Origin of the sequence: Nostoc sp. (assembly GCF_036917675.1) — a bacterium.
GTDB lineage: Bacteria > Cyanobacteriota > Cyanobacteriia > Cyanobacteriales > Nostocaceae > Nostoc.
Genome location: NZ_JBALCT010000062.1, coordinates 25,106 through 47,761 on the forward strand (window position 1 = coordinate 25,106; position 22,656 = coordinate 47,761).

The 22,656-nt window shown below is 42.9% G+C and carries 20 protein-coding genes, 1 tRNA gene and 1 pseudogene; 8 read left to right on the forward strand and 14 right to left on the reverse strand.

Going from position 1 to position 22,656, the window contains the following annotated elements; all coding sequences use genetic code 11:
* Positions 1-100: 100 nt before the first annotated feature.
* Entirely contained in the window at positions 101-874 is a 774-nt protein-coding gene (locus V7K31_RS23705; protein WP_334946842.1) for an MlaE family lipid ABC transporter permease subunit, read from the forward strand.
* 216 nt (positions 875-1,090) lie between these two features.
* Here the strand turns inward: V7K31_RS23705 and V7K31_RS23710 are convergent, their stop codons facing one another.
* Positions 1,091-1,537 (reverse strand): hypothetical protein, encoded by a 447-nt coding sequence (locus V7K31_RS23710; protein WP_335097266.1) that lies wholly within the window; start codon positions 1,535-1,537, stop codon positions 1,091-1,093.
* Positions 1,538-1,591: 54 nt separating this feature from the next.
* Positions 1,592-2,719, reverse strand: coding sequence for an ABC transporter ATP-binding protein (locus V7K31_RS23715; RefSeq protein WP_335097268.1), 1,128 nt, complete (start codon positions 2,717-2,719; stop codon positions 1,592-1,594).
* A 286-nt stretch (positions 2,720-3,005) separates the two neighbouring features.
* On the opposite strand from V7K31_RS23715, the gene mrdA reads away from it, so the two are divergent.
* Both mrdA and V7K31_RS31945 read left to right on the forward strand, forming a co-directional pair.
* The gene (gene mrdA / locus V7K31_RS23720) at positions 3,006-4,847 is read left to right on the forward strand and encodes a penicillin-binding protein 2 (protein ID WP_335097270.1); all 1,842 of its coding nucleotides are present in this window, start codon (positions 3,006-3,008) and stop codon (positions 4,845-4,847) included.
* Positions 4,848-4,950: 103 nt separating this feature from the next.
* Positions 4,951-5,019: a hypothetical protein gene (locus V7K31_RS31945; RefSeq protein WP_442941361.1), complete on the forward strand. Its 69-nt coding sequence runs from the start codon at positions 4,951-4,953 to the stop codon at positions 5,017-5,019.
* On the opposite strand, the gene rdgB is transcribed toward V7K31_RS31945, so the two are convergent.
* Both rdgB and V7K31_RS23730 read right to left on the reverse strand, forming a co-directional pair.
* On the reverse strand, positions 5,016-5,594 hold the full coding sequence (gene rdgB / locus V7K31_RS23725; protein ID WP_335097272.1) for an RdgB/HAM1 family non-canonical purine NTP pyrophosphatase: 579 nt from the start codon (positions 5,592-5,594) through the stop codon (positions 5,016-5,018). The genes V7K31_RS31945 and rdgB overlap by 4 nt on opposite strands.
* Before the next feature lie 79 nt (positions 5,595-5,673).
* Complete coding sequence (locus V7K31_RS23730) at positions 5,674-7,113, reverse strand: phosphoglucomutase/phosphomannomutase family protein (RefSeq protein WP_335097273.1); 1,440 nt, start codon at positions 7,111-7,113, stop codon at positions 5,674-5,676.
* Positions 7,114-7,422: 309 nt separating this feature from the next.
* On the opposite strand from V7K31_RS23730, the pseudogene V7K31_RS23735 reads away from it, so the two are divergent.
* Positions 7,423-8,595, forward strand: a pseudogene (locus V7K31_RS23735) (DNA cytosine methyltransferase).
* A gap of 158 nt (positions 8,596-8,753) precedes the next feature.
* Here V7K31_RS23735 and V7K31_RS23740 read toward each other — a convergent pair.
* The 5 genes from V7K31_RS23740 to V7K31_RS23760 all read right to left on the reverse strand — a co-directional run bounded on the left by V7K31_RS23740 (position 8,754) and on the right by V7K31_RS23760 (position 13,742).
* Positions 8,754-9,365, reverse strand: coding sequence for a SinI family restriction endonuclease (locus V7K31_RS23740; RefSeq protein ID WP_335097275.1), 612 nt, complete (start codon positions 9,363-9,365; stop codon positions 8,754-8,756).
* Between the two features lie 258 nt (positions 9,366-9,623).
* A complete protein-coding gene (locus V7K31_RS23745) occupies positions 9,624-10,103 on the reverse strand; it encodes a plasmid segregation centromere-binding protein ParR (protein ID WP_335097277.1) in 480 nt (159 codons plus the stop codon).
* 5 nt (positions 10,104-10,108) lie between these two features.
* Positions 10,109-11,254, reverse strand: coding sequence for a ParM/StbA family protein (locus V7K31_RS23750; protein ID WP_335097278.1), 1,146 nt, complete (start codon positions 11,252-11,254; stop codon positions 10,109-10,111).
* A gap of 236 nt (positions 11,255-11,490) precedes the next feature.
* Positions 11,491-12,114, reverse strand: a complete 624-nt coding sequence (locus V7K31_RS23755) for a DedA family protein (protein WP_335097279.1) — start codon at positions 12,112-12,114, stop codon at positions 11,491-11,493.
* Positions 12,115-12,659: 545 nt separating this feature from the next.
* Complete coding sequence (locus V7K31_RS23760; RefSeq protein WP_334828576.1) at positions 12,660-13,742, reverse strand: Gfo/Idh/MocA family oxidoreductase; 1,083 nt, start codon at positions 13,740-13,742, stop codon at positions 12,660-12,662.
* A 339-nt stretch (positions 13,743-14,081) separates the two neighbouring features.
* Between V7K31_RS23760 and queC the strand changes: the two genes are divergently transcribed.
* The gene (queC, locus tag V7K31_RS23765; RefSeq protein ID WP_335097281.1) at positions 14,082-14,759 is read left to right on the forward strand and encodes a 7-cyano-7-deazaguanine synthase QueC; all 678 of its coding nucleotides are present in this window, start codon (positions 14,082-14,084) and stop codon (positions 14,757-14,759) included.
* A gap of 171 nt (positions 14,760-14,930) precedes the next feature.
* On the opposite strand, the gene V7K31_RS23770 is transcribed toward queC, so the two are convergent.
* Together V7K31_RS23770 and V7K31_RS23775 are read right to left on the reverse strand one after the other, a co-directional pair.
* Positions 14,931-16,325, reverse strand: a complete 1,395-nt coding sequence (locus tag V7K31_RS23770) for a hemolysin family protein (protein ID WP_335097283.1) — start codon at positions 16,323-16,325, stop codon at positions 14,931-14,933.
* 133 nt (positions 16,326-16,458) lie between these two features.
* On the reverse strand, positions 16,459-17,160 hold the full coding sequence (locus V7K31_RS23775) for a hypothetical protein (RefSeq protein ID WP_335097285.1): 702 nt from the start codon (positions 17,158-17,160) through the stop codon (positions 16,459-16,461).
* A gap of 294 nt (positions 17,161-17,454) precedes the next feature.
* On the opposite strand from V7K31_RS23775, the gene V7K31_RS23780 reads away from it, so the two are divergent.
* Positions 17,455-17,527 (forward strand) — tRNA-Ile (locus V7K31_RS23780).
* On the opposite strand, the gene V7K31_RS23785 is transcribed toward V7K31_RS23780, so the two are convergent.
* Complete coding sequence (locus V7K31_RS23785; protein ID WP_335097286.1) at positions 17,499-17,687, reverse strand: hypothetical protein; 189 nt, start codon at positions 17,685-17,687, stop codon at positions 17,499-17,501. The two genes, V7K31_RS23780 and V7K31_RS23785, sit on opposite strands and share 29 nt — an antisense overlap.
* Positions 17,665-18,099: a hypothetical protein gene (locus V7K31_RS23790; RefSeq protein WP_335097287.1), complete on the reverse strand. Its 435-nt coding sequence runs from the start codon at positions 18,097-18,099 to the stop codon at positions 17,665-17,667. The genes V7K31_RS23785 and V7K31_RS23790 overlap by 23 nt, the downstream gene beginning before the upstream one ends.
* Before the next feature lie 100 nt (positions 18,100-18,199).
* On the opposite strand from V7K31_RS23790, the gene pyrE reads away from it, so the two are divergent.
* Positions 18,200-18,820 carry an orotate phosphoribosyltransferase gene (gene pyrE, locus V7K31_RS23795; RefSeq protein ID WP_335097288.1) on the forward strand — a complete coding sequence of 207 codons (621 nt, stop codon included), beginning with the start codon at positions 18,200-18,202 and terminating at the stop codon, positions 18,818-18,820.
* Between the two features lie 458 nt (positions 18,821-19,278).
* On the opposite strand, the gene V7K31_RS23800 is transcribed toward pyrE, so the two are convergent.
* On the reverse strand, positions 19,279-20,187 hold the full coding sequence (locus V7K31_RS23800) for an AAA family ATPase (RefSeq protein ID WP_335097289.1): 909 nt from the start codon (positions 20,185-20,187) through the stop codon (positions 19,279-19,281).
* 620 nt (positions 20,188-20,807) lie between these two features.
* Here V7K31_RS23800 and V7K31_RS23805 point away from each other — a divergent pair.
* Positions 20,808-22,656, forward strand: a 1,849-nt coding sequence (locus V7K31_RS23805) for a tetratricopeptide repeat protein (RefSeq protein ID WP_335097291.1), incomplete at its 3' end; no start/stop codon positions are given.

Consider the following 22,656-nt stretch of genomic DNA (forward strand, 5'->3'; position numbering starts at 1 on the left):
ATCACACCTAGCTGGGTTTCCACCATTTGTATCTGTAGTCTTATTTTGGAGAATTGATATCACATATGTGCAAAAAAAGTCAGTCTTAAGGACGATAAAATTGCGACTAAAAACAAATTTTGAGCAATCTGAGATTGTACGCTGTTTTGCAGCACTACTGCTTTTCGGTCAAGTGTGGCTACATTTTCTCCAAGGAAAAACGTACTACCGCAAGATTCTACAACATCTGGTAACTGCTGGGCCAGTTTCTATCTCTCCAGTTCTGCTTGTTAGTGGTTTTGCAGGAATGATTTTTACTATTCAGACGGCGAGAGAATTAGTCCGATTTGGGGCTGTCAATGCTGTGGGAGGTGCTTTTGCCTTAGCTTTTTGTAGAGAATTGGCTCCAATTTTGACCGCTAGTATTATGGCGGGACAAGTCGGTTCTGCTTTTGCCGCAGAAATAGGTGCAATGCGCGTAACAGAGCAAATTGATGCACTTTATATGCTCAAAACTGATCCAATTGATTATCTAGTACTTCCGAGAGTAATTGCTTGTTGTTTGATGGTGCCTTTGATGACGATTTTGGCTTTAGTTACGGGCATCATCGGCGGAATTTTTGCCGCATCACAGTTTTACCAAATTATTCCCGAAACATTTTTAGAATCAGTCAGAGATTTTTTAGAACCGTCAGATTTATTTATTATTTTACTAAAAGGGTTTATTTTTGGAGTGCTAGTTGCTGTCATTGGCTGTAGTTGGGGGTTAACTACTAAGGGGGGAGCAAAGGAAGTCGGAGAATCAGCAACAAAAGCAGTTGTTACAAGTTGGGTGTCAATTTTTATCATGGATTTTTTCCTCTCTCTACTACTGTTTGAACAGCCTGTATTTTGAACCCAAGCAAGTATTAAAGAACAAGATTTCCGACTTCTTAAAAAAGTCGGGAGTCCGAGCCAAAAAGAAATCTTTATCTCCCCTCTCCTTAATAAGGAGAGGTGTTGGGGGTGAGGTTTTGAGATGTACTTCACTCTTATTGGGAAATGCTATATCGGTTCTGAAGCGTTGGCGCATCCCAACCCAGGCATTGCTAGCTTTTTTGGGTATACTTGATCACGTTAGCGGAGTTTGGGAATATATTAACTTGTAGATTAGCGCACCCAAAGCTAAACCTCCCAATGAAAAGATAGACGCAGTTGAAAAGGCTAGCCCTTCCCTAAGACCCGCTCTTTGAAAGTCAATCCTAACTAATATAGTCGCTGAAATGATCAGTAAGGTATCAAGAAATACCTGAAACCAGGCAGTCATGATAAAAAATAAGAAAGCTGCGAAAACGGCAACGCCGAAAGACCTGATATTTGATTTAAGCAAAATACTGTAGTAATATGTCATCTTCGGCCAAGGAGCAGTCACCGTTACTATTAACAACAAAATAGCAATCACAGTTGCTATCCACACAAACCGAGGAGCATGTGTTTCAGATATTACCCAGCCCAAAGTACTGTAACTAAGCAGCACTAGCGCCAGGGACACCCAAGGAACTCTTTTCAAAATTGACATGGGTTTATATTCCTAGTACGGGGTCAAGGTATTATTCCATTACTGAATATATAACTATTGACTAATAGCTAAACAATCATTTTCTGCCCACCAAGCGTAGATGGGCGTGTTGCGGTCTGGTAAACCGCCAAAAGTATTAGGTTGCAACACATTGATGCTAATACCATTTGTTAATTCCACAACATAATTAACGTGTGTGCCCAAATACATAACATTCACAAGCCGTCCTTCAAAGCAGTTAGCTGGCAAATTGGGTGGATAAAGGGAAAGCTGTATTTTTTCTGGGCGGACACTCACTACCACCGCTTGTGATAATTCTGATGGTGTCTCTTCAGTGCGGCTAATCACAATTGAGAGTCCCGTTTTTGTCGAAATTTGCACATTAGAAGAGTCTACCGCGACAATATCACCACTGAATAAATTAGTATCGCCAATAAAATCAGCAACAAAAGATGTCTGGGGACGTTCGTAAATTTGGCTGGGAGTGCCAACTTGTTCAATTTTGCCTTGGTTCATCACGGCAATGCGATCGCTCAAACACAATGCTTCTTCTTGGTCGTGTGTCACCATCACAAAGGTAACACCCAAGCCTTTGTGTAGATTTGATAACTCAACCTGCATTTCCTTACGCAGTTTTAAATCTAACGCCCCTAAAGGTTCATCCAGTAGTACGACGGTGGGACGGTTGACTAAAGCCCTGGCTAAGGCGACACGTTGCTGTTGGCCACCAGAAAGTTGATTGGGAAAGCGCGATCGTAAACTTTCCATTTTCACGAGTTTTAAAGCTTCTTGGACTCTAGCTTCAATTTCCGATTTAGGTATTTTTTTTAACCTCAGTCCAAAGGCGATGTTATCCCAGACATTCAGGTGGTTAAATAAAGCGTAACTTTGAAATACAGTATTGACGGGTCGGCGGTAAGGCGGCACATTAGTCATAGACTGACCCTGAATCAACACCTTGCCAGCGTCAGCGATTTCAAACCCAGCAATTAAGCGCAGTATTGTTGTTTTACCACAACCGGAGGGGCCTAAAATACTAAAAAATTCTCCTTGTCTGACATCCAAATCGATTCCATGTACTGCTGGTTCTTGGTTAAAAAACTTGAAGACGTTACGCAGTTCAACATCAAGTGGCTGAAAAGTTGTTATCCCCCTCTGATTCTGCATGACAATTTGAGCCATAATCTTTAGTAGAATGCCGTGATCTTACGTAATTTTGTCAATAGTCTATTGGACAGACTAGATTTGACACTTTGGTTTATTGTATCCGCCAAAAACAATTGTTCAAGAATATACTCGCCCGATTCTTTCATACCCATTACTGAGTATTACCCTACCATAAATTTATACAGTTATGCTGCTACTTAGACATTCTTTGATGAAGCTAATATGTCTTCAAATTACATCTTAACAATTGCCAAAAGACTAGTTATGATTGCGTTTATTCATTTTGAACTTTGAATTATTTATGTTCCCATCACTTGGCAGCAAAAAAGATACACGTACCGTTGGACGTGGTTTACAATCAATATTTTTAATCGTATTTACCCTATTAATGACCGTTGGTATTGAGGCTCGTTTGGCATATTTGCAAATTGTTGAAGGGTCAAAACTCCGGGAACGAGCGGAAGCGAACCGAATTCGGATGATTCTCAAACAACCGGAACGGGGCAATATTTTTGACCGAAATGGCAAGCTTTTAGCCAGTACTCGCTATCCTAGCTCTGTATATTTGTGGCCGATGGCACATACTAAGCCTTCCTGGTCTGTAGTCGGCCCGCGTCTAGCGCAAATTCTCAACATTCCCCAAGATGAGATGGAAAAGAAATTAGAACAAGCAGGTGCTAATTCTTCTTCACTCATCCGAGTTGCTCGTGATCTAAATGAAGCAGAAATCACGGCATTAAAGGAGTATAAAAATGAACTCCCGGAAGTGGAAATTAATACAGATTCTGTGCGTTATTATCCCCACGGCAAAGAATTGGCGCATGTACTAGGTTATACGCGGGAGTTGACAGCCGACCAGTTAAAGGACAAGAAGGAGTCAGGCTACCGACTGGGAGATGTAATCGGTCAGATGGGGGTGGAAAAGGCTTATGAGAAGATACTGCGGGGCGAATGGGGCGGTCAGCAGGTGGAAGTAGATGGTGCGGGTAGACCAATTCGGGTTTTGGGAGAAAAACAGGCAAAAGCTGGTAACGATTTGCATCTGACTATAGATTTAGATGTGCAAAAGGCAGCAGAAAAAGCTTTGGGAAATAATCGAGGCGCGATCGCGGCAATTGATCCAAAGAATGGTGCTGTTTTAGCAATGGTATCTTACCCCACTTTTGATCCAAATATCTTCTCTAAACAAAAACTCTCTCAGAAAGATTGGGAAAGTGTGCAAGGTAAAGAGCATCCCTTGATCAATCGTACCCTGAGTGCCTTTCCACCCGCCAGTACTTTCAAAATTGTCACTACAACAGCTGGACTAGAATCGGGTAAATTCTCTCCAGACTCAGTATTACAGACCTTTGGTTCCCTGAATGTTGGGGGAGTGACTTTTGGTGAGTGGAACCACGCCGGATTCGGGCCATTAGGATTTCCCAGAGCGATCGCTATGAGTAGTGATACTTTCTTCTATCAAGTTGGTAGAAAAGTCGGTGGCCCAACTTTAATCGAATGGAGTCGCAAATACGGGTTTGGTCAAAAAACTGGCATTGAATTTCCCAACGAAGAATCAAAAGGTTTGGTTCCAGATGAAACATGGAAACAGAGAGTTTTGAAGACGCCTTGGACTGTAGGCGATACCATTAATATGTCAATTGGTCAAGGCGCTTTGCAAGTGACACCCCTGCAATCGGCGATTATGTTTTCTGTGCCTGCTAATGGTGGCTATCGAGTTCAGCCGCATTTGCTCAAAGACAACGAAGAAGCAAAAAGTTGGCGCTCATCGTTAAATATGAAGCCGGAAACTATCAAAGTTCTCCGTGAGGGACTGCGGAAGGTGGTGAGTGAGGGTACAGGTAAGAGCTTGAACGTCCCCACAATTGCCCCAGCATCTGGAAAGAGTGGCACTGCTGAAGCTGGTGGTGGTCGCCCAAATCATACTTGGTTTGGTGCTTATGCCCCTAGTAATAAGCCGGAAATTGTCGTTGTGGCATTTGGGGAAAATACTGGCGAGCATGGTGGTACTATCTGTGGTCCGATGGTTTTACAAGTGCTGGAAGCTTATTTTCAACATAAGTATCCAGGTAAGTATAAAAAACTTCAGCCTGAGCCATCAGAAGCGAAAACCCCCAATTCAGGACATGTGACTGGAGACTAGTAGTCCACTAAAGGAACTTTGCAGGGTCAAATGGAGGAATATAACGGTTCAAGTTTATCGTAAATAAAAGGGTTTAAGACCCCAATCATAGAGTAAAGCCGTCATGGGAAATTGCCATTGTCGGGATTGCCAGCAGGCAACAGGCAGCGCATTTGTGGCAGCGATCTCCTAATTCCTAACTCTCTCCAGTTGCGGAAGTAAAGCTGTAAAAGCCTTGCCTCGATGGCTAATTGAACCCTTCAACTCCGGTGTCATCTCAGCAAAGGTCAATTGCAACTCTTGGACATAAAAAATTGGATCGTAGCCGAAACCATCATTACCACGAGGTGTATAGAGAATTTCGCCACAACAAACACCTTCAGATTCTAATACGATCGCACCATCAGGACGAGCGATCGCTACTGCACAAACAAATTGAGCTTGGCGATTTACTTCGTTGCCTAATTCCCTCAATACCCTAGCAATGCGTTCTGAGTCCGTTTTGGCGTAACGTGCAGAATATACCCCTGGTGCGCCATTTAGGGCATCTACTTGCAAGCCCGAATCATCAGCAATTGCCCAGTTTCCTGTGGCTTTAGCAATTTGTGATGCTTTCAGACAAGCGTTCGCGGCAAAAGTTTCGCCCGTTTCTTCAATTTCCAATTCTTCAGGTTTGAGGGTTAATTCCCAACCAGAATTTGTCAGGTAAGCTTGCATCTCCCGCAACTTACCTGGATTTCCTGTGGCTACTACAAGTAATTTGGTCATTGGTCATTGGTCATTAGTCATTGGTCATTAGTCATTGGTCATTTACTAAGGACAAATGACTAATGACTAATAATGAATTTTACCCCGCCCACTGTTTCGCCCAAGCAAGAGTTTCATGTACTTGCTCAATTGTCGGGGCTTCGCAGTACAGGCGTAAAACTGGCTCAGTACCGCTAAATCGAATCATTAACCAACTTTGATCAGCTAGGCGGTACTTGTAGCCGTCAATTGTTTGGCAATCAATCACTCCTAACCCGGCAATTTCTGTTAAGGGTTGGGTTTGCAGTTGTTGCAAAAGACGCGATCGCACTTCCATACTTGCTAAGGGTAAATCAATGCGATCGTATGCTGAGGTAAACCCTGTTTGTTTCTGCAACTGGCGATAATACTCACCTAAATCTAACCCAGATTCTACAATCGCCTCTAGGACGTACAATGCTGACAGCAGTGCATCGCGTTCGGGAATATGGCTGCCATAGCCAATTCCTCCCGACTCTTCGCCACCCAGCAACACTTTTGCTGCTAACATTCTGTCAGCGATGTATTTATAACCAACTGCTGTCTCAAAAACTGAGAGGTTATGTAGTGCTGCTACAAGGGGCATCAAGTCAGAACCACTAACAGTTTTGACTATTTCACCAGTAAAGCCGCGCCGTAGGGTTAAATGGTCGATTAATATCGGAATTAATACTTGGGAACTTAGGAAGTTGGCTTCTCCATCCACAGCTGCAATGCGATCGCAGTCTCCATCAAATACCAACCCCACCGTTAAACCTGATTTATCAGTTTCTTGGTGAGTTTTGATGACTTTAAATAACTTTGAAAGGTATTTAGGCAAAGGTTCCGGCGCACCACCACCAAAGAGGGGATCGCGTTCTGAGTTGATTTCTTTGACCTGATTGCCTAGTAGTCTCGCCAATCCGCCAGCAGCAGCGCCATGCATGACATCGACAAATAACGTCAATTTGCCAGAGGCGATCGCTTCTCGAATTTTGGCGATATCAACTTTACCCTCTAGTGCTTGGGTATAACTAGGCCAAGGATCGAATTTCTCTTGCTTGCCTGGGGTAACTGCTAGTGGTACTACTCCAACCGATAACTGCGCTTCTATCTCTTTTGTGACTTCTGACGGTACTGACCCACCAAAATAGCCCTTGACTTTTAAACCCAAATATATGCCAGGATTATGGCTGGCTGTAATTACCAGCGCCCCTAAAGCATTGAGTTGTTTTGCTGCCCAACTATAAGCTGGGGTTGGAGCATAGCCCTCGCTCAACAGCACATCAAATCCAATAGCGGTGACAGTATCGGCGACAGCACGAGCAAAGTCTTCGGCCATGAATCGGCGATCGTAACCGACAATTATTGTCCGGCTACCCACCTGAGAAAAATATGTATCATATAATACTTTTGCGGCAACTGGCGCGACCAGGGCTAGGCGTTCAAAGGTGAACTCGTCACCAATAACGCCCCGCCAGCCGTCTGTACCAAACTTGATTGAGTTAGCTACAACTGGCATCTAAGTATCCTAACTGTCTACTTGAGGATTTTAGCATTCATACAGTGTATAAAGTAAAAAAAGAATCTAGTAATAATATGTACTAATAATATTCAACACAAAAGTGAGCAAATTTGTGCATTGCAGAGGTGCAATGTTTAACGATAAGCCCGTCTATGCGTGCCAGATTTAAAAGAGAATAGCGCCTCTGTAACATACTGTTTCAAAAGGCTTACACTATTAGAATTGCAGGTATCTATCGTTAGCATGAAGCAGACTTGAGGGTTCCAGCAAATCGTATATTTTATCAAGGCTGTAAGGATAAAAGCAGTGATAGACAATCGGGCAATATCAATCAGTTTATTTACAGGAGCAGGTGGACTAGATATTGGGATAGAACAGGCAGGTTTTCGGGTAGTAAGTGTTGTTGAGAAAGATCCTGATGCTGCGAAGACTATAGCTTTCAACCGACCTCACCTAAATAGTGCCGTAGCAAGAGATATACAGAATATCACTGCTCAAAATCTTTTGGAAGAAGGGAGATATGTTATTAACCTTGGTAGACCCCTACGCATTGGAGAAGTAGATTTAGTAACTGGCGGTCCGCCTTGTCAACCCTTCAGCACAGCAGGAAAACGTGGTTCAGTTATGGACCCGCGTGGCAGCTTGTTTATGGACTTTATACGTATTGTTGAACAAGTGCAGCCACGCTTTTTTGTCATGGAAAATGTTAAAGGTTTACTCTCGGCTCCTATTCGTCATAGACCTCATCTGGAACGGGGAACGGGTTATGCTCCTCTGGAACTAGATGAAATGCAAGGAAGCGCTCTTGAAATTCTTCTAGAAGAAATGAAGCGCCTTGGTTATCAAGTTATTTATAAAGTAATGGAAGCAGCAGATTACGGTGTTCCGCAAAACAGAGCGCGAGTAATCTTTATTGGCTCAAGAGATGGTGAATCAGCTACATTCCCTTTACCTACTTATAGTAAAAATGGCTCTTGATTATCTCAATGGCGCACTCTTAAAGATGCCCTAATCAACTTAGAAGATCCACAACCGGAGTATACTTCGTACTCAAAAAACCGTCTTCAATATTTAAAGCTTTTAAAAAGTGGTCAAAACTGGAGAGATTTACCTAACAACTTGATAGAAGAAGCAATGGGAGGAGCTTATAAATCTGGAGGCGGAAAAGTAGGGTTTTACAGAAGGTTATGTTGGGATAAGCCGTCTCCTACTATCACCACAAGTCCTTACCAAAAGGCTACAGATATGTGTCATCCAGAGGCACTGCGACCTCTAAGTGTTCGAGAGTGTGCCAGGATTCAAACCTTTCCAGACTCATGGATTTTCTATGGTTCAACAGCCTCTAAGTACGGACAGATAGGTAATGCTGTACCTGTACTCTTAGCTCAAGCTATTGGTGAATATTTACATAGTTTAATTAGACAGGAAAAACCTAAAGGAATACCAGTCTTTGAACAGCTTTCACTATTTAATCACTAGATTCCTAGCCTATTGATTATTTTAGGACTTTTATAACTCAATTTGTTGCCAGTATTTATTATCTTCTACATACAATGCTGCGGGATTTTCAGCGAGAGTTTGTCTAACAAAGGCAGCAAAGTCTTTTTCGGAAAGATTAGAACATCCTATTAATTGATTCAGTTCTTTCCAAGAGTAAGCTCCATTTTGAGCATTACTCTATGCCATTTCCGAATGATGGTTCCTTTACGGACACTACTGCTCGAACTATTTTCAGAATTACTACGGTTTTTAACTTGTAATAGCTCACCTTTACTGGTGCAAAAATCAACCTTATTTATAGTTTCATCCCAAGCACAGTACCAACCATAAAATGACAATTTTTCGGCAAGATATTCTTCTAAAAGAAGACCTAAGATATTTTCTGCCGACATAGAAAGCCGATGAGCAGACTTTATGTGATTAACGCCGTCAGTGCTGAGAGTAGGTAAACGAACTGAAATAATTGTGTCAATAATTTCGTCTGAAACAGTACCTATCTTCTTACTAGTTCGCTTTGAAGGTCGATTATTATAACCTCCAAAATACTTATTTAACCACTTAGTAATATAATCTGAGCGAGAATTGCATACTTTTAAATATGGAAATAATTCAGGCGAATTACAACAGACGGATAAAACTGTTTTTACAGAATCATTCCAGAACATCCCAGCACGAGCTTTAGCGATATTTTCAGCTTCTGACATGATCAGATTGGCATCAAAATCAGGTATTTTTAGGTTATTGCTCACAGTTACTATTGGGTAAAATATGCTGTTTCGGTTACTGGTTCTAGTTTTCCCAATAATTCACAAGGAGTAATACCCAAAGCCTTATTTACCTCCCAAAACTTCACCACGTCGAAACTTCGTTTGTCACGCTCATATTTATAGATACACAAATCTAAATAATCCGAATATTTCTATATATAAACATTAATAATCCTTAATAGTTAATACTATTAAGGATTTTTGAGATGAGCAAAAACTGCTCACAAAGCTGATTGTTCCTTAAAAATCATCGAGAAACTGACTAAGGCGACTGATTACGGGGTCAACCTCTTGAGGAGGGGTAGTAACAGTATAAGAAGTATTATTTACTACTTCTAATTGAGTTGGAGACGGAATGAACGATCGATCATTGACTATGAGCGCCAGTTGTGCAACTTGTTGAGAAAGTTGCAGTAGATGGTGTTCCATCGCCTCCAAACGATTAGAACCCTTGGCAAAAAAACGTTCCTCAAGTCCAGCCACTTGACGTTGCAGCTCACCAATTTGTTGATCAATCGGTGTTATTGCAGCTGTTTGTGGAGCAGGTTGTACAGATTCCGGTACACATAAAGACTGCCACAAGGCTTCTTTACAGAGGTCACTGAAAGTCTTGTCTGGTTGTTTTTCCAAATAACTTTCTACTTGCGCTAACAAGCTTTCATCAGCAAGCTCTGGGTTGAACGTGACGGATTTAACTACCTTTTTTGACCATTGGAACATCAGCTTTATGCCCTAGCAGCGCGATTGGAGGATAATTGTGCCTCTCCATAAATATACTGCCCCAAAGCATTCGCCTGTCGTGAAGGTGCTGCTAAATGAGCATTAATCTTTGCTTCTTTGAGCAGACGTTGAACGTCGTCCCAGAAGAACTCACCACCCCCGCCAGTGAGAATCACATCAGTGACGCGTTCTGGCAACCAGGCTAGCACACGGCTACAGATTTCGCGCGAAAACATCTCCGTGAGGTTGGGAAGAAAATCATCTAGGTTGGCGGGCTTGCTAGCGCCTTTAGGACGGTAATAGCGTTCACCTCTGGGTTTGTTAACAGCAGAAATCAGCGCTAGAGATTGACTATCTGCTCCCTCAATTTCGGCAGATACCAATTCATAAAACTTATTCATCCCAAAGTCTTCGCTCTTAGAAGCACCTCTGGCAAAACGAAAGTTATCTACCATCAAAAGATCGACGGTTTGATGTCCAATATCGACGATCGCCACCGATATTTTTGTAAAATCGGGACTACCAGGACTTTTCTTAGGTTGAGCTTCAGACCACAGTAGGCTGCCGTAGCCTTCTGGCATTACCCAAACTTTACTGACGTTCAGGGACACAGATTCGCCTCGGAAGTTCAACACATGAGGCCCACCTACTTGGCTAATCAACTGTGCTTTTTCCTTTTCAAATTGCTCTAAGGAAAGAAAAGGCAGACCCAGTACGACTGAGATATCATTTTTGAGTTTGAAGTAGCCAGCACTTGCTAACACTTTTACCAGTGCAGCTTCTACCTTAGATTGGCCGACTCCTAAATTTGCCCCAAAATCTGCTGCTAGTTGACCAACAGCATATCCATTTCCTTGATACTCCAGCCATAAATCCATTAAGGGATCAGTAGCCCTGGCTTCAAAAACACCACCGCGTACTTGTTCTATTGACATCTGCTTCACGTTGGCAGGTACGAACACCACATTGTTTGGTTCGCGACTCACACAAGTTTTTGTGGAAGTTCTGCCTAAATCAACACTGAGAATAGTTTTTCCACCAGCGACTGGGATGGCAGGATTAACAGCATTGATGGGGGTCGATGCTGACACTCTATTCATGGGTATAGCAGCGGCATTCATTGGGGTAGCGGCGGAAGGTTGGTCTGTCATGAAAGCTCCTAGTTCAAACTTAACTGTAAAAAGTTGTCATGCTCATCTTACAAAAATGCGAGCAACCAGAAATTCTAGGTTGCGTCAAGTGTAGCTAGAAATACGCCAAAAATTATCTGGCGATACCTCCGGTGGACTTTGCCAACGTATATCTAGTATTATTTGGCATAGTGTAGGCGAATTTTGGCCAGATGTAACCCTGCTTTCACTGCTTTCAAACCAAAAGCGGCCGTGTTTCACCTTCTGGTGCGTCTTAACTGGCGCTTGAGTACCCAGAAAACAAATGCTAAAACCAAACCACCAAGTACGATTTTGGACACAGGAGTAAGGTACTTGTCCACAAGTTCATACTGACTACCCAACGCATATCCTGAGTATGTTAGCAAACCAACCCAAGCAGCGCTACCTAATGTTGTATAAAACAGAAATTCTAGCAAGTGCATATTGGTGATTCCTGCGGGAACAGAAATCAAGGTACGGATTCCTGGCACAAGGCGACCAATGAAAACTGCTTTGTTACCTTGAGAGTCAAACCAGCAGGTTGCCTTATCAATATCTTTGCTGGATATTGCCAGCCACTTACCATACTTGTCAGCTATAGCTTTCAAGCGCCTTTCACTTAATAACTTACCAGGATAATACCAAATAAGTGCGCCCAATACTGAACCCACAAGTCCTGCAAAAAACACTCCAATGATATTCAGCTTTGCCCCGCCTGGTTGATACGGACTTGCAGTAAATCCAGCCAATGGCATGATCAATTCTGAAGGAATGGGGGGAAAAAGGTTTTCTAGGAACATTAGTAGGGCGATTCCCCAATAGCCAAAATAGTTGATAGTATTAGTTATCCATTCAAGCATTGAGTCAATTCCTGAAATTACTGCACTAGTCTTGTTGCTAAATTCAGCCTTAGCTTTTTTAAAAGGTAATTATCCCCACTTGCTAAAGTCAAGGTAATTTGGCTACACTCAAAGTTGGTATCGCAACTCAGAAACAGAGTCAGAGAACTGGAAGCTAGGGGTCTGTTTGATTAATTTCGAGGGTTATAAAAGTTCGTAGTGAGTTAGCGCGGTTTTCTCCCTTCGCGTAGCGTTAGCGAGTTTTGCCTGCGACACACTACCCTAATGAAATAGCTCAAGCCCTTGAAATTGAGCAATAAATCGCTCACTACGAACCTCACAAAATTAATAAAATGAACCACTAGGTTTTGTTTTCTAATTTTTTAGATCCCCCTTAGTCACTTTTTTAAAAGGGCTAGGAAGGATCTAAAGATTTGATGGCAAATTTCAAAACACACTTGAGGTTTTTTTTCTGAGATTGATGCTGTGGAGGAGATGAGGGAGCAGGGAAAGAGAAGGGAGAAAATTATTACCTTGTCCCCCTTGTCCCCTCTGACCCTCTTCTTCTAGGCTGTCGGGGTCAATGATTGTACTCTTGGCTCCGATTGCCAGTCTAAAGGATTCCAAACTCGATCTTCCAGCGCCATTTGCTCAATCAAACTTGCCAGTCTTAGGGCTTTGAGAGCTTGTTCACCACCTACTGAGGGTTGATTGCCACCGTGTACACAGTTGACAAAATGTTCTAATTCTGCACTCAATGGTTGAATATTGCTGGTGTAGACTTTTTCAATCACACCATCTTGCCTGTAAAGTACTTGTCGGTGGTCGGTGAGAGAATTAGCAGTGGTTTGTCGGTGGATCAAAATTTCATTCTTGAGAAAATCTGCCTCAGTAAATGAATTTTTGCAATGGGCGACAATCCGGCGAATTTTCCGGTGGGTGACTTTACTGGCAGTCAGAGTAGCAACAATACCATTGGCAAACCCCAAGGTGGCGGTTACGTAATCTAAATAACCAGAGTCTAGGGCGCGAGTCCCGCTAGCAGTCAATTTTGTGACTGGGGAAGCAGCTAATTCTAAAAGTAGGTCAATGTCATGGATCATTAAATCCAGCACAACCGAAACATCGTTTGCCCGATCTGAGTAAGGACTCATCCTATGGGCTTCTAGCGCCAGCAATTCCTCAGTTTTCAGTACTTGGCTCAGTTCTTTAAAAGCTGGATTAAAACGCTCAATATGACCTACTTGCAGGATACACCCAGACTCTGCTGCGGCATTTACTAAAGACTCTGCCTCAGAAATACTGGCTGCGATCGGTTTTTCAATCAAAACATGAATTCCCGCTAACAGACAGTTGATGCCCACCGCATAGTGCAAGCGCGTGGGAACAGCGACACAAACTGCTTCCACAAGGGGTAGCAGATCACAGTAATCTTCAAAAAAACGCACCTTGTACTTGCTGGCAGTTTCTAATCCTCGCTCAACGTTAATATCTGCCACTCCGACTAGTTCAACATCTTTCATTGAACTCAGCACGCGAGCGTGGTGTTGTCCCATGTTACCCACTCCAATCACGCCTATGCGGATCGGTCGTGGCTGGTTGCGCTGTGTATATGGATTCGGTTCTGCCACTGACATGCTATTTTGCACTATTATTCTCTCCTCAACCACCAAATTTAGAGACGCTACGGCCGTTGGCGTTTATACTCGAAAGCCAGTTACGATCCGTCTAAAACCATCCAGATGGTAACATAGAGCCTATGTTTATGAAGAATTTCAAAGTTTGTGATCGGTTCCCGTAATCCAAATATCTTTTGTATAGATAGTTCGGATTTGCTTTGGATTTTGCACTTTCGCCAAAAAATATATGTCTTTTTATTAACTTTAAAAAATTCAGTAAGAGCTAAGTGTAAATTCTCTTTAGCATTGCTTCCTGGCATCTTGTTAAGGTGTGGTTTGACGATTTGAAATCCAAAATTTGCAACGGATATGAAAGCTGTAATTTTGTTATCTGGGGGATTAGACTCTTCCACAATTCTGTATAGAGCTAAGGCTGATGGCTGTGAATGTCATGCTATTTCCTTTGATTACCAGCAGCGACACCGACAAGAGTTACAGTCAGCCCTCAACGTCGCTCAAAAAGCTGCGATCGCAAAACATCAGGTGGTTAGTTTTGACTTACGACAATGGGGCGGTTCAGCACTTACCGATGATGCGATTGATTTACCCCAGGAGCGATCGCTGGCTGAAATGTCTCAAAATATTCCTGTCACCTATGTTCCGGCTCGTAATACCATCTTTTTAAGCTTTGCTCTTAGTTACGCCGAAGCGATCGCAGCTGAACGTGTCTATATCGGCGTCAACGCCCTAGATTACTCAGGATATCCTGATTGTCGCCCTGACTATATCCAGGCAATGCAGGAAGTATTTCGCCTGGGAACCAAACAAGGGCGTGAGGGACAACCAATTAATATTGTCGCACCCCTAATTAACTTGAAAAAAACTGAAATCATCCAATTGGGGAATCAATTGGGAGTTCCTTGGGAGCTAACTTGGTCTTGCTATGCCGGGGGTGATGTCGCCTGCGGTGTGTGTGATTCTTGTCGTTTGCGGCTAGCAGCTTTTGGCGAATTGGGACTCGTTGATCCAGTGGCGTATGCTTCTTGAATGAAGAGAGACGCGATTAATCGCGTCTGTACAGGAGTTAAAATTCATCTAGCAGATTTCAAGTTAGTGAAGTACACGATCTAAGTCTTAAAGCTAGGCACAGAGACTATTCTAATTCTGAATTCTGACTCCTGAATTCTGAATTCCGAATTCTGCTGTAACTCCTAACTCTTAACTCTCAACTCCTAACTCTTCTAACCGTTGCAGTTGAATTTGATGTAGGCGTGGACCAATAATTGACACCACAGTGAATTCGAGATTTTGATAACAGAAGGTTTCGCCTTTGGCAGGAATTTTCTGTAACTCATACAGCAAAAAGCCGCCTAGTGTTTGGTATTCTCTTGTCAAGGGCAAATTGAGATGTAAAACTTCGTTGAGGTCATCGAGGTTAATCTGTGCCTGCACCAGAAATTTCTGCTCATCTAACACCTGAATCAGTAAGTCGTCGCTGTTTTCAGGTTCGCTGGTGTCGCCAATGATTTCGGCAATGACATCTTTGATTGTCACTAGTCCCACAGTAGAGCCAAATTCATTCACTACCATGACCATAGCTGGTTTCTCTTGCTGCATCATTGGCAAAAGTTCACTCAAGGACGTATGTTCTGGAACAAACCGGGCGGGACGCATCCAAGGTTGGATCTGTGTCTCTAAACTTAGTTTTCCTACAGCTAAAGGTTGTGCCAAATCTTTAAAATAAACAATGCCGCGAACATCGTCCAAAGATTCACCAATCACGGGATAGCGAGAGTAACCAGTAGAAGCCATTTCTTTGAGTAATGTCCCGAAGGTAGCATCTTTTGGCAGCGCGACAATACTGGTGCGGGGGATCATTACATCTTGGGCGATGACACCCCCAAACTCAAAGACATTATTGAGCAATTCTCGCTCTGCACGCTGTAAACCAGTAGACCCCCATTCTGTAGAGATAATCAGTTGCAATTCTTCGGGAGTTACGGGTGGCCTCCAGCCTTGACCTGTGTATTGAAGACCAAAAATACGCAATAAGCAACGAGTTGATTGGTTGAGAATCCAGATGAAGGGGCCAAAAAAACGCACGATCGCTTTTACCGAAGGTCCCAAAAACCTTGCTAGCTGTTCTGAGTACAGCATGGCTAAGGATTTGGGACATAGTTCTCCGATCACAATTTGCAAATAGGCAATCAAGAAAAAGGCGATGGGAATTGATAGGGAATGAGCGATGAAGGTAGTCATCGCACTGGGTAAAGGCCAGGATTTTAACCATGCATTCACCAGCACGACAATCGTACTTTCTCCAATCCATCCCAGTGCCAAACTAGAAAGGGTAATGCCTAACTGGGTGGTAGATAGCAGTCGGTCGATACTACGTTGTAGCATCTCCACAGCGATCGCTGGAATATCCCCAGCCTTAACTAGCTGGTGAATACGCGATCGCCGCACGCTCACCATCGAAAATTCCGCCGTCACAAAAAAGGCATTTATGGCAATCAGCAGTAGCACTGACAACAGCCGCAGCGCCACGTCTGTCCAAATTAAATTAGGAAAACCACTCACTGCCAAAGCTCGTGTAAAACTCACGCCCTCCATTTAGGGGAATAGGGAGTGGGGAGAGCAAGAATTTTAGATTTTAGATTTTGGATTTTAGATTGAAATTTAATCCAAAATTTAAAATCCAAAATCCAAAATTGAATTGCCCAATGCCCAATGCCCAATGCCCAATCTACCTTTCTACAGGAATATTCGATGCTTCTAGCTTCAATTGTTGAGCGGGATAATCAGTGAGAGCCAGTGATATCTTCTTGACATCATCAAGTAAAGCTGTGGGAATGCTCACTGTACCGGAAAATGTTGGACCATTTGCAGGCAATTCTGTTGGTAAACCCTCTGTACTAGCACTTAGGGTTCGTCCTTTATCATCGGTAACATCTAAAAAACTATACAGGAAGCGCACAGAATCTTTACCTTTGTTCTGCATTTTCACTTTCAGTAGCAAATCACCACCAGAGTAGCGGACAGATTGTACAGACATGGTTACACCCTCACTCTGGGCAGTAACCGGAAAACCTGGCTGGAGTTTTTCTTCAACCACTTGTGGGCGTTTTTCCTCTGGCTTCTGCTTGCTGCTATTGGTTTCTTCATCATCTTCCTCTAGCTTTTCCGATAAAGCCGCCTTGGTCTTACCCTCAATTCGCGCCTTGACAATTTTCAGGATCTCTTCCTCTTTTAATAGCACTAGCCCTGTCTGTTGGGAGCTATTTGTCTTATTGCTGGCAAATTTGGTTGTGGGACGCCCATCTGGTGTCGTAACGCCTTTAAGTGCTGAACTCCCTAGTTCAAAACCCAAAAACGCACTCACAGAACCTGCTCCCAACATCAGGATTAACAATATCAAAGTAAGAAGTACAGTAGAATTTATTTTCATTGCTGACAAGCTATCACAAAAGAATGCTGGTCTATTTAAGAATAGTGAAGCTTTTGACCTCAATCCTTAAAGGAACTTAATCAATATTAGTTTGCACTATTTCATGATTAAACTATGTAGTATAAAAATCTGGTAAATTATTGTCCAGTATTCACAAGGGGTAAATTTGTGCTATAATTACGCAATTGGCTAAACGCAGTGCATGAAATATATTCCTGACTCTAAAATTAGCAAATCAGGTTGACCTAAGAGTTGAAATAATTGACTCGTAGGAACCGGAAACCCAAAAAACAAGCGCCTTTGGCCGATTGGGGAGGCAGCGAACTCATAATTCGCCTTCAGGCTGGTTCGATTCCAGCAGGGCGCACTGAATCATCAAAAATTAATAGAGGGCATTGGGCATTGGGCATGGGGCATTGGTTAGTAATTCTTCTCCCCTGCTCCCTGCTCCCTGCTCCCCACTCCCGTACAGACGCGATTAATCGCGTCTCTCCACTCCCAATCTTACCGAGGTGGCAAAGTTTCAAACCTAAATTCTGTTCCGACTTTGAGTTTGTTGCTATTCAAACGGGGAGACATGATCAGCGACGTGTCATAAGGATTTGGTAAATCAGGAGTGCGAATATAAGGATCGTTGCTAACTTGCTGAGTCAGGACATCATGATATAAAGTGTTAACCAACTCAGCATCGTGGGCAATTTCATTTTCTGGGAAGGAACCACCGAAACTGGAACCACCTCCTAAAATTGAGTCTAGCTGACGCTTGAGGCTGCCATTTTCGTAGAAATTGCGATCGTGACTAAAAAAAGCTCGTTCAAATACATCATTCGTAGTTTCATAATTGGGTGTTTCCGTTTGGGCAGATGCAACAGAGGGAAAAGTAATACCAGCAGCAAGCAGCACCAATAAACCACCAAGGGTTTTTAATTTTATACGCACCTTTCTAACTCCTGAATTTTTAGGCAATCTTAATTTATGCTTAAGTTCAGAACTCTGATGAGTTCAACCTTTGGTGTAGCACAACTTTTAATGTTTTGTAATGACGTATCCTACTGAAACTCTTACCTACTCAGATATTTGGGCAACCACTGCTGATTTGACCACCTTGCGCCACAAGCTACTAGATTTATTTTGCCAACTTGCTTATCAAGAGGGTGATTTTCTCCTCTCTTCTGGGCTACGTAGTTCTTATTACGTGAACAAGACACAGGTAACACTCCATCCTCAAGGTGCTTTGGCAGTTGGACGGCTGCTGTTTCCTTTATTACCTGTAGATACTGAGGCTGTGGGTGGTTTAACATTGGGTGCTGACCCAATTGTGACAGCAGTGAGTCTAGTTTCTGTTTATGAAAACCGACCGATACCAGCGCTGATTATTCGCAAGGAAGCCAAAGGTTATGGGACAAGAGCTTATATAGAAGGCCCGAGTTTACCAGAAGGTGCAAAAGTAGTAGTTTTGGAAGATGTGGTAACAACTGGGCAGTCTGCTCTGAAAGCGGTTGAGCGTCTTAAGGAGGCAGGTTATACGGTGAATCAAGTAATTTCACTGGTTGACCGACAGCAAGGAGGAGGGGAGTTGTACCAGTCAGCTGGGTTAAAGTTTGAAACTTTGTTTTCGATTCAAGAAGTTCAGGAACGCTTCCGACAACTTGCGAATTAATGAACAATAGGACTTATACAGCAGATTGCAGCTGGGTGAGGTACAGATCATCGTAGGGGCACAACATGTTGTGCCCCTACCCGTGTACTTCATTTACCTGGAATACGCTGTAGCATTTCCTAGTCTACTGAGATGCAGTAGCAACAATGAGTAAACCAGCTTTGGATATCTTTTAAAGACACTTTATTAAAAGCTTCTTCAATTGCTTTTCCCAAATCTGAATAATTTCTGGCACTGATAGTAATCTGATTTGATTGCGTGAAAAAATCTAAGTATATGTAGGGTGTGTTATAGCGGTTCTCAGTTGAGTGAGGTACAAGAACCCCACCCCCAACCCCCTCCCCGCTCTTCGAGAGGGGGCTATGATGTACCTGATGTGATCAGGAAACGCTATATCACATAGGGTAACGCACCCTTGTATCTTAGAAATCAAATATGAGTCCTATATCTTTTTTACCTTAAGGAATAGAAATCGATCGCAATAATCGCTCAACAACAGTTCTTGCATTGCGTCCTCCTCTAGGAATAAGGCGATGGCAAAAAACGTGAGGGACGAGAAATTTCACATCATCGGGGATGGCATAATCACGCCCTAATAGAAAAGCTAGCGCTTTGGCAGCCCGTTGTAATGCTAATGTGCCACGCGGACTGACACCAAGGGCAATTTCCTCATCTTGCCGTGTTGTCCGCACCAATTCGAGGATGTACTGTTGCAGGGAGGTTGCCACTTTTACTTGAGAACAGAGGTAACGCAATTCTTGTACTTCTGCCAAGGTAATACAAGGCTGCAAATCAGCAATCTTCACACCATTTTGGAGATTTTGCAGCATAAGGAGTTCTTCTGCCTCGGAAGGATAGCCCAAACTCAACGACAACATAAACCGATCCATTTGCGCTTCCGGCAGGGGAAAAGTACCTTGATACTCGATCGGGTTTTGAGTGGCAATCACAAAGAAGGGCTGGGGAACTGGACGAGAGACACCATCGACTGTTACCTGATGTTCTTCCATAACTTCCAGTAAAGCTGACTGAGTGCGGGGTGTAGCGCGGTTGATTTCGTCAGTTAACAGCACATTAGCAAAGACTGGCCCAGGAAGAAAAGTAAATTCGCCGCTTTTTGGGTTCCAAATGTTCGTGCCAGTGATGTCAGTTGGCAATAAATCGGGAGTGCATTGTAGCCGTTGAAACTTGCCATCCACTGAACGAGCTAGGGATTTAGCGAGCAGGGTTTTACCAACACCAGGGACATCTTCTAGGAGGGCATGACCACCACCTAGCAATGCTACTAGTACTAAGCGTATTGCCTCAGTTTTGCCAACGATGGTAAGAGCTAGATTTTGTGTTAAGGCGTCAATTTTTTCTCTCATGCGGTGCGGGGAGTGGGGAGTTGGGAGTAGGGAGTGAGGATTGGGGACTGGATTCTTCCCAATGCCCAATTTCCCTAAATATATTGTTCCCACTTAGAACTCCTAACTCTTAACTCAGAGAAAACCAATGAACACTAAGGGCTATATAGTCCTCATTCTAAGACTTTCAGGCAATTAAACTCTCTCGTTTCATCTCAACCAACCCTACAATTTAGTCTAGACTCCAGTAAGCTAGGTGATCGCATTCTATCTTTACCCACAAATATACTGACTCAATAGGACGTAATTGATCTGCGATCGCATTGTGCCAAGTTAATTTGAGAGAATCTGATTATCACCGTAAACATCGGAAAAATTGACATTATTCCTTTAGTTAAGACCAAGCTAAATATAATTTAATTCTTTATACGCCTTCCTCTGTGCATAGCTTTTCCACGTTGCTCACATCCTCGCAACTCTCTAGTATTGTTTGTCGGAGTTGTAACCGAAAAGATAAGTATGTCTTCTGTGAAGATTTGTACAACTGTTCGTTCTGTTAATTAAGGCATGAGGTTTTTACTGATACAGCTGTGATAATTGTCAGTAGATAATAAAACTGACCAAACCCTAATTAGTGCAGTATGACCGCAAATAGCATTAAGTTTACGATCGCCTTCACCGACCCCGACTTGGAAGCGGAAGAAAGGGACGAGCAGGTTCAACGGCTAATTACTGAACTCAAGCAAATTGACGAAGTAAATGCAGTTGGTCGTGTTCTTGATCCCAGCCCACCAGAAGGCAATAAAGCATTAGGCGGGTTTTTGGTCGGTCTGTTAATGGCTCAGGTAAATGTAGTCAATGCTCAAAAGTTGATGGGATTTCTGGGCGATCGCCTCGGTGGTAAACTAATTGAACTATCGGTGGAAGCCAACGGCAAGAAGCTGACGGTGAAAGTTCACAGTCGAGAAGAACTAAAAGCAGCCATCAAAGCAGCCCAAGATTTTATCGCAGCACATAATTTAGCTCAATACAAGCAGGTATTCACAGAAGCAATTCAACGAGAATTTCCTTTAAACCAGCAAGCTCGTCAAGACTTAGAGAATTTGCACAGGTCTTTAGGGCTCACAGATGAAGATATTACTCGTTTTGAACAACCTCTTCTTGACGAAGCAGAGATTAGATATCAAGCAAAGCATCTGGAGAAACTGATGCAACAAATTGATGCAATTACTCACTACAACTTGGGGATTACTCTCTATGCTCAAGGAAAGTTGGATGGGGCGATCATAGCGTACCGTAAAGCTATTCAATTTGACCCTAACTATCTAAATGCTCACCTCAACTTGGGGGTTACTCTCTATGCTCAAGGAAAGTTGGACGAGGCGATCGCAGCGTACCGTAAAGTTATTCAAATTGACCCTAACTTTGTCTATGCTCACGTCAACTTAGGAAATACTCTACAGGCTCAAGGAAAGTTGGATGAGGCGATGGTCGCGTACCATAAAGCTATTGAAATTGACCCTAACGATCTAAATGCTCACGTCAACTTAGGAATGATTCTACAGGCTCAAGGAAAGTTGGATGAGACGATCGCAGCGTACCGTAAAGCTATTCAAATTGACCCTCACTATGTAAATGCTCACTTTCACTTCAACCTAGGAAATGCTCTCGATGAGCTAGGAAAGTTTGATGAGGCGATCGCAGCGTACCGTAAAGTTATTCAAATTGACCCTAACTTTGTCTATGCTCACGTCAACTTAGGAAATACTCTACAGGCTCAAGGAAAGTTGGATGAGGCGATGGTCGCGTACCATAAAGCTATTCAAATTGACCCTAACAATCTAAATGCTCACTACGACTTAGGAAATACTCTACTGGCTCAAGGAAAGTTGGATGAGGCGATCGCAACCTACCGTAAAGTTATTCAAATTGACCCTAAAAGAGCAATTGTTCACTACAACTTAGGATGTGCTCTCTATGCTCAAGGAAAGTTGGATAAGGCGATGGTCGCGTACCGTAAAGCTATTCAAATTGACCCTCACTATTTAGATGCTCACTACAACTTAGGAAATACTCTAAAGGCTCAAGGAAAGTTAGATGAGGCGATCGCAGCGTACCGTAAAGCTATTCAAATTGACCCTAAAAGAGCAATTGTTCACTACAACTTAGGAATTACTCTCTATGCTCAAGGAAAGTTGGATGAGACGATCGCAGCGTACCGTAAAGTTATTCAAATTGACCCTAACTTTGTCTATGCTCACGTCAACTTAGGAAATACTCTCTATGCTCAAGGAAAGTTGGATGAGGCGATTGCAGCGTTTCGTAAAGCTATTCAAATTGATCCTAAGCATGCAGTTGCTCACAACAACTTAGGATTTGCTCTCTATGCTCAAGAAAAGTTGGATGAGGCGATCGCAGCGTACCGTAAAGCTATTCAAATTGACCCTAACTATCTAAATGCTCACCTCAACTTAGGAAATACTCTCTATG

Bases quoted from the DNA above. Each gene is read 5' to 3' on its own strand.
- pyrE (WP_335097288.1), top strand. From the start codon at position 18,200: ATGACGTATCCTACTGAAACTCTTACCTACTCAGATATTTGGGCAACC.
- V7K31_RS23715 (WP_335097268.1), bottom strand. From the start codon at position 2,719: ATGGCTCAAATTGTCATGCAGAATCAGAGGGGGATAACAACTTTTCAG.
- V7K31_RS23775 (WP_335097285.1), bottom strand. From the start codon at position 17,160: ATGAAAATAAATTCTACTGTACTTCTTACTTTGATATTGTTAATCCTG.
- mrdA (WP_335097270.1), top strand. From the start codon at position 3,006: ATGTTCCCATCACTTGGCAGCAAAAAAGATACACGTACCGTTGGACGT.
- V7K31_RS23750 (WP_335097278.1), bottom strand. From the start codon at position 11,254: ATGACAGACCAACCTTCCGCCGCTACCCCAATGAATGCCGCTGCTATA.
- V7K31_RS23710 (WP_335097266.1), bottom strand. From the start codon at position 1,537: ATGTCAATTTTGAAAAGAGTTCCTTGGGTGTCCCTGGCGCTAGTGCTG.
- V7K31_RS23800 (WP_335097289.1), bottom strand. From the start codon at position 20,187: ATGAGAGAAAAAATTGACGCCTTAACACAAAATCTAGCTCTTACCATC.
- rdgB (WP_335097272.1), bottom strand. From the start codon at position 5,594: ATGACCAAATTACTTGTAGTAGCCACAGGAAATCCAGGTAAGTTGCGG.
- V7K31_RS23770 (WP_335097283.1), bottom strand. From the start codon at position 16,325: ATGGAGGGCGTGAGTTTTACACGAGCTTTGGCAGTGAGTGGTTTTCCT.
- queC (WP_335097281.1), top strand. From the start codon at position 14,082: ATGAAAGCTGTAATTTTGTTATCTGGGGGATTAGACTCTTCCACAATT.
- V7K31_RS23745 (WP_335097277.1), bottom strand. From the start codon at position 10,103: ATGTTCCAATGGTCAAAAAAGGTAGTTAAATCCGTCACGTTCAACCCA.
- V7K31_RS23730 (WP_335097273.1), bottom strand. From the start codon at position 7,113: ATGCCAGTTGTAGCTAACTCAATCAAGTTTGGTACAGACGGCTGGCGG.
- V7K31_RS23755 (WP_335097279.1), bottom strand. From the start codon at position 12,114: ATGCTTGAATGGATAACTAATACTATCAACTATTTTGGCTATTGGGGA.